Raw genomic sequence first — 7,130 nt, forward strand, 5'->3', positions numbered from 1 at the left:
GATCAGCTCAGTCGCAAGATCGCGGCAGCCTTGTCTCTGGCGGCTGACCTGACGGACGATCGCACAGAACCACATTGCCTGGGCGAGGCTGTACGGATGGGACAAGTTCCGAGCCAGCGTGACGGCCTCGACACTGAGTTTCATTGCCTTTTGAGGGAAGCCTAACAGCGCAAGGTTGATCGCGCCGGCGGCGTGAGCGCACACGCCAGGATCATGACCACTGAACGCGAACGCGAGGGCATGATGCCGGGAGCAGTCGTATAGTGAAATGCCTTTTTGAGAATGCTCGTCTGCAGCGGCCAGTTCGCCGCGCCAAAGCGACGTCGCCCACTTCGCGTGATGGCCCTCAAGGATGAGATCGTCGGCGCCCAAGCGCTGCGCGAGCCCGAGAAGCTCGTCGCCATGAGCGGCCGCTTCGCTCAGGCGTCCCGAGGTCATCGAATGATAATAGAGGCCCCACAGCGCCTTGAACCGCGCCGAGCTGTCGTCATCCGCCTCGAGAGCGGCAGCCCGGCGATAGATCGCTTCAACCTCCGGTGACACGGGGCCCTTCACCATCATAAGGACCGGCCCGAGCTTGACGCATAACTCCAGCTCTTTCGCTGCGCGATCGGGTTTTTCACCAAGCTTGCTCAAGAGGTCCAGCGCAACGGAAAAGTGATGAATAGCCTCGGCGTGGCCCGAGCGCACCATCGCCAAATCTCCTGCCCTTTGCCAATACTCGACCGCGGCATCACTGCGCCCGGCCTCTGTGAAGTGATGCGCCAATCGCTCAGGCTCGGCCGCAGCGGTGGCGGTAAAATCATCGCGTAACACTTCGCCGACGCGGCGGTGCAGAACCTGGCGCCGGCTCTTAAGCAAATTTTCATAAGCTGCATCCTGGATCAGCACGTGCTTGAAGCGATAATCGGCATCGGGCGGCAGGCCCTGCACCAGCAGAATGTCCGCCTCAGCGAGCCGTTCCAGCGCAATCTGTAGCGGCTTGTCCTCCATAGCGGTTACGGCACGAAGGAGTGTGTAGGAAAAGTCGCGCCCGATAACGGCACCGATCTGGGCCACCTCGCGCGCCGAGCCAAGCCGGTCGAGCCGCGCCGTCAACGATTGCTGTAGGGTCGGCGGAATCGCCTGGATGCCCCGCCCGCCGCTCTCCAGCAAGAGCCGTGTCACCTCCTCGACAAACAGCGGCACGCCGCCGGTGCGCTCGGTCACGCCGTCAACCACTTCCCTTGACAGCGCATAGCGAGAGGCAAGCTCGCCGACCATCTGGCGCACCTGCGCGCGATCGAGCGGAGCCAGGGAGATTGTGCTGTGATGTGAGCGCATGCCCCATGGCGGCCGGAACTCCGGCCGGGCCGTGATGAGACCGAGCAAGGGTGCGAGCGCACCGCGTTCGGCGATGCCGCGCAACAGCTCGAGCGTGGTCGGATCAGCCCAGTGCACATCTTCAAGTGCCAGCACCACCGGCTGAGTTCGCGCGCCGGCCATGACCCAATTGGTGAGCGCTGTCAGCTGTCGGCGCCGCAATTCTTCCGGCTCTAAAGTCGGCGTACGGTCCTGCGGCGAGGGGATATCCAGTAATGGCGCGAGCAAGGTGACATTCTCTGCCGGGTCGAGTTTGACCAGCGCCAACGTATTCTCCAGGTCCGCGAGACGCCGCTCGGCGGGTATGTCGGCGCCGCCGAAGCGCTGCCGGCCCCAATCGGCGATCGGGTGCAGCGGCGTGTTCTGCAGAAGCTGCGAGCAACTCCATTCGACCCAAGTGTGCGGCACCTCGCGCAGCCGCGGATGGAATTCCTCGATCAGGCGGGATTTTCCCAATCCTGGCTCGCCCACGATCATCACCAACTGACCGTCGCCTCGCCGCGCCCGCTCCCAGCGCCGCATCAACATCGCGATCTCTTCTTCGCGACCCACCAGCGGCGCGAGATGGCGCTGTCCCGCGCGGCGCCCGCCACCGCTTGCCCGGACCAGCCGGTACAGTGTCATCGGCTCCGGYACGCCCTTAAGTTCATGGCTGCCGCGGTCCTCAACGACGAACAGCCCGGCGACCTGGTGCTGCACCCGCGCCGTCATCACGACCGTACCCGGCTCCGCCAGCGCCTGCACCCGCGCCGCAACGTTCGGCGCGTCACCGTAAATCTCGCCCGCCGCATCGATCACGACCGCTCCGGTTTCAATCCCGATGCGCGCGTTAAGTGCTGGCTTGCCAGCCCCAGTATTCTTGCGGTTCACCTCGGCGAGCGCCCGTTGGATCGAGAGCGCCGCTCGTGCCGCGCGTTCGGCGTCGTTCTCCTGCGCCACCGGATAGCCGAACAGCACCATGACCCCGTCCCCCAACTTCTTGGCGACATGGCCGCCCATCTCGGTCACGGCGGCGCAGGCGGCATCGAGATAAGCCCTGACGAGGTCGCGCCACTCTTCGGCATCGAGCTGCGCGGAAATGCTGGTCGAGCCGACGAGATCACAGAACATCACCGTGACATAGCGGCGCTCGCCGCCTACCTCCGCCGCGGCCAAGGCCGGCGGTGGTACTGCGGTCGGGATTGGCTTTGACGCGATGAGTATGCGAGGCGGCGCTGAAGTTGCCCTAGAGGGCGCGGCTGGGGCGTTCTTCTCGATACCGTCGATGTCGCCAATCGCGCGCAACATTTTCCGGCGATCACCGAGGACGACCCCGAGATCTTTCAGGTCCTGATCGGTCAGTTCACGAAGGACCGAGAAATCAATACGGTTTTCAGCAAAACGCTGAGCATACTCGGACATGCCGAGCTTTTCGAGCCAGTCGGCAATTTGCTGCATCGCGGCCCCCTACGGATTTTGCGCCATCCGGTCCGGACCGACAAAAAGTCTACCACGCGCGCCGACTTATTGCAGCCCCGCAGGGGGGCATGTCGGCTCAAGGTCAAAATGCGAAGAACTCAACGTGAGCAAATCTAGTCCGGAACTCGACGAGACGTGTGGACACTTCGCTGATGGGCACAAGATCAGAAGTGATCCGCGCATTCGGTCAGGGCGTAGACCCGCTACCTACGACGACGCGAGGGCTCTGCGTGCCATCCTCTAACGCAACCGCCTCCTCTACGCGCAAGCGCAGCAGATAGCGAGATCTGCTCAGGGTCATTTGGAGGCAACGGTCGCCTTGAACAGCTCAACCTTGCCGCACGTGTTGTCGGTCACCGCCAAGACCTCGTAGAAATCGATCTGCGGCTTCATGCCGTAGCGTTGGATGATGCCCTCGAGCCACGGCCCGGTGTAGAACGCCTTGGCGTCCTCGATGCGCTCCCACTGGTACACACCGCCGGCCCAGCCGCTTTCGGACCAGATGAAGTGCTTGCTGATCAGCCCCGTCACCTCGCGGAAGTTGGGTGCGATCTTGTGAAAGTGCTCGCGACACGCGGCGCAGTCGATCTGCGGCGGCAGTTTGTATCGTACAACGGCGGTAATCATGCGACCTCTTTGTAAGGATGCCTCCGACCGCAACGTTGAGGCATTCCCGCGATCATGCAAACGAAGCGGGAAGCCGACGTGGGTCGAAGGCGCAAAGCCTAATCAATAGTTTGCCTTCTGCTGCGCAATCCGACTATTCCAGAGCATGCTGGACTTAACGTTAGAAGTTCAGCCTCATCCCGCATGATCGTTGGAATCTGCGTCGCTCAATTCGCGCAACGGAGGCTCCATGCTGGTGAGTTCGCACCATCGAATGGCCATCATCCACCCTCGCCGATCGCGATCAAAGGCGACAGACGCTGCCGTGAGTAGGTCAACACGATTGACGAGAGTCTCAATCGCCGCGCAGCTATCTCCTTCCACTTTTTTGCGGTAATGTGAAGCGCTTCACGCTTGTGTAGCAGACGGGCTCGCATGATGCCCGAAGAGAGGGGAGGTATGGTCCCCGCAAAGCGCCACCCAGTTCTATTCCATTCACACGCGAGTTTGGGAGCGACACATGGAAAAGCGCGAAATTTGCAACAGCTTAACGAAAGATCTGTCCGAAGCGAAGCGGGGCGCCTTCTCCCGCCGCTCGGTGCTGACCTTGGTTGGCACCCTCGGCGCCGCGGCGCCGTTTGGGATGTTCGGAGCGGCGCGCGCGCTGACGGCATCCGGGACTGGATCGCTGTCTTATATTCCCGGCGAGGCTTTTATTTGCCGCACCGCTGCGAATGGTGAAGAACTGCAGGGACCACCCCGCCAACTAAAGCTCGCCTGGAACGCAAACGCGGCGTGCACGGTCGCTGCGGCGGTCGCAAAGGAACGGGGTGTCTTCGCCAAGCACAAACTCGATGTCGATTTCGTCAATTTCGGCGGCTCGACCGACCAGTTGTTGGAGGCGATTGCAACCGGCAAGGCGGATGCCGGTTTGGGATTGGCCCTGCGCTGGCTCAAACCGCTGGAGCAAGGTTTCGATGTTCGGATCACCGCGGGTGTGCACGGCGGCTGCATCCGGCTCCTCGGCTCCAAGGCTGCGAATATTGACAGCCTRGAGTCCCTGCGCGGCAAGGCTATCGCGATTAGCGATCAAGCGAGCCCAGCGAAGAACTTCTTTTCGATCTACCTCGCCAAAAAGGGCATCGATCCGGCCCAAGAGGTAGAGTGGCGCCAGTACCCGGCCAATCTGCTCGCGCTTGCCGTCGATAAGGGCGAAGTGCAGGCTCTAGCCGAGATAGATCCGCTGCCCTACTTCTGGCTTAAGGAAGGTAAGCTCAACGAGATCGCGACGAACTTAACGGGTGAATTCGCCGACCGCACCTGCTGCGTTCTCGCGATACGTGGCAGCCTCGCCCGAAGCGAAATGCCGGTGGCGGCCGCTCTGACACGGTCGATACTAGAGGGGGCGGACCGAGTTGCCAGCGACCCCGCCGATGCCGCGACAATCTATTCGAGCTACGGCGGAAGAGGGTCCGTCGAGGATCTCGCCACAATGTATCGTAGCCATACTCACCACAGGCATCCCGTCGGGGCGGAGCTCAAGAAGCAACTTCTACTCTACACCGATGAACTCAGGGCAGTGAACGTCATCAAGCGAAGCACTGACCCCGCCAAGTTCGCCGACCGGATTTATCTTGACGTTCTAAGCTGAGCCGATTGGGAAGATCCGCAGTGAGCTCGGTCATCGATGAAGTGCCGAGGCCATCAGAGAAATCGGGTTTCGGCTTTTTTGAAAGTTCGACCACTCGGTCGTTGATCGGCGGACTGGCTGTTGCCGTCGCATGGTCGATGGTCGCCGCGCTCACTGCGCTCTGGCTGGATAAGCCCGAGAGCGATTGGGCCTACACGAGCGGCTTCGCCATTGCCTGTGGCACGTTGGCCCTTGCCCTTGCCTTGGCGGCCTTTGCCGGCGTTCGTTTCGTTGCTTTTCGGCGTCTCCAGCGGCTTTATCCATGGCTGTTCGCCCTCGCGCTGTTTTTGGCTGCTTGGGAGGCCGTCACAGCAAAGCTCGGATTGCTGCCGCTGCCGTTTTTTCCGCCGCCGCAGGCCATTGTCGAAGTCGTAATCGACGATTGGGAGCGGCTGGCTGAAGGCATCTTCGCCTCAGCGCGTCTGCTCGCGACCGGTTATTTTCTCGGTGCGGCGGTGGGGTTCGTAACCGGCGTCGCGATCGGCTGGTCGCGGCTCGCCGGTTATTGGATCCACCCAGTTTTGCGGTTCATCGGGCCGCTGCCCGCGACAGCTTGGCTGCCGCTCGCATTTTTCGTTTTCCCGTCGAGCTTCAGCGCCAGCATTTTCCTGATCGCGCTCGCCACAGGGTTTCCGGTCACCGTGCTCACCTGGTCGGGCGTCGCCTGCGTGAAGAGAGCCTATTACGATATTGCGCGGACAATGGGAGCAACGCAGCGCTTCCTCGTGCTCAAGGTTGCCATTCCGGCGGCAATGCCACATGTCTTTGTTGGCCTGTTCATGGGTCTCGGCAACTCGTTTGCGGTTCTTGTCGTAGCCGAGATGCTGGGCGTGAAGGCGGGGCTCGGCTGGTATCTGCAATGGGCGCAGGGTTGGGCCGCCTATGCCAATATGTACGCCGCGCTGCTGCTCATGGCATTCTTGTGCTCCGGGCTGATCACGCTGCTGTTCCGCTTGCGGGATCGCCTGCTATCCTGGCAGAAAGGTGTGGTGCGATGGTAGCGGCGATCGCAAGCGATCACGCGGTCCGTGGATCGACGCTAACGCTCCGCGAAGTGAGCCATAGCTTCGATCTCGAAGGGCAGCCCCTGCCGGTATTGGACCGCATCAGCCTTCAGGTCGGCCGTGGCGAATTTGTCGCTCTCCTGGGACCGAGTGGGTGCGGAAAATCGACCCTGCTGCGGCTGGTCGCGGGGCTCGACACTCCAACAGCCGGCTCCCTGCTAACGGAGGGAAAGGAGATCGCAGCGCCCGATCCATCGCGCGTCGTCGTTTTTCAAGACCCCACGCTTTATCCATGGCGGACGGTACGGAGCAACGTTGCGCTCGGTCTGGAAGCCCGCGGGTTGCTACGCACCCATGGCGGACGTATCGAAGACGCGTTGCGACTGGTGGGGCTCACGGGGTTCGCCAATGCCTACCCGCACCAGCTTTCCGGTGGCATGGCGCAACGCGCGGCTCTGGCCCGTGCGCTTGTCAACGACCCGAAGCTGCTCATTCTCGACGAACCTTTGGGCCAGCTCGACTCGCTGACTCGCATCGCGATGCAGGCGGAACTCGTATCACTTTGGCGGCGCTCGAGCTTCACGGCGCTGCTGGTCACGCACGATGTCGAAGAGGCGCTCTTGCTCGCCGGCCGCGTCATCGTGCTGAGCGACCGACCTGCACGGATCAAGGCCGAAGTCGTCAACAGCCAGCCCTATCCTCGCCACCGGGGCGATCCGCACTTCGTTGAGCTTCGTCGCGAGGTGTTCGAGCATCTCGGCCTCGATGAGGCATGGTAGCCGTCAAAGCGGCTCACCGCGACGGACTCTTATACGCATCATAGAGCAAGCTGAACCAGAGCCATGTCTTCCGAGGTCCTGAACCCGAAATCGTTGAACAAGTAGACGTCTGATGTACCCGGCAGAGCGGACATGCTCTGCCCGTCTTTTATTGGCGGCTTGGGGCCGATATTGTTGCAAAAGTCGAAAATCGAGCGACCCGGAAAATCTCGCGAAAGTTGATCTTTGGAC

At 61.8% G+C, this 7,130-nt stretch carries 6 protein-coding genes; 3 read left to right on the plus strand and 3 right to left on the minus strand.

Annotated features, from left to right (window positions below; genetic code table 11):
• On the minus strand, positions 1-2,799 hold a 2,799-nt coding region (locus AC1D00_RS19435; RefSeq protein WP_477011771.1), incomplete at its 3' end, for an AAA family ATPase.
• Positions 2,800-3,117: 318 nt separating this feature from the next.
• Positions 3,118-3,447 (minus strand): hypothetical protein, encoded by a 330-nt coding sequence (locus AC1D00_RS19440; RefSeq protein WP_477011772.1) that lies wholly within the window; start codon positions 3,445-3,447, stop codon positions 3,118-3,120.
• Between the two features lie 499 nt (positions 3,448-3,946).
• Between AC1D00_RS19440 and AC1D00_RS19445 the strand changes: the two genes are divergently transcribed.
• The 3 genes from AC1D00_RS19445 to AC1D00_RS19455 are packed head-to-tail and all read left to right on the plus strand — an operon-like array spanning position 3,947 to position 6,899.
• Positions 3,947-5,077 (plus strand): ABC transporter substrate-binding protein, encoded by a 1,131-nt coding sequence (locus tag AC1D00_RS19445; protein ID WP_477011773.1) that lies wholly within the window; start codon positions 3,947-3,949, stop codon positions 5,075-5,077.
• A 20-nt stretch (positions 5,078-5,097) separates the two neighbouring features.
• Positions 5,098-6,117, plus strand: coding sequence for an ABC transporter permease (locus AC1D00_RS19450; RefSeq protein ID WP_477011774.1), 1,020 nt, complete (start codon positions 5,098-5,100; stop codon positions 6,115-6,117).
• Entirely contained in the window at positions 6,111-6,899 is a 789-nt protein-coding gene (locus AC1D00_RS19455) for an ABC transporter ATP-binding protein (protein WP_477011775.1), read from the plus strand. The genes AC1D00_RS19450 and AC1D00_RS19455 overlap by 7 nt, the downstream gene beginning before the upstream one ends.
• 38 nt (positions 6,900-6,937) lie before the next feature.
• On the opposite strand, the gene AC1D00_RS19460 is transcribed toward AC1D00_RS19455, so the two are convergent.
• Positions 6,938-7,130 (minus strand): hypothetical protein (locus AC1D00_RS19460; protein ID WP_477011776.1); only part of this gene is annotated, 193 nt, incomplete at its 5' end.

The organism is Bradyrhizobium sp. P2_E8, assembly GCF_056403875.1.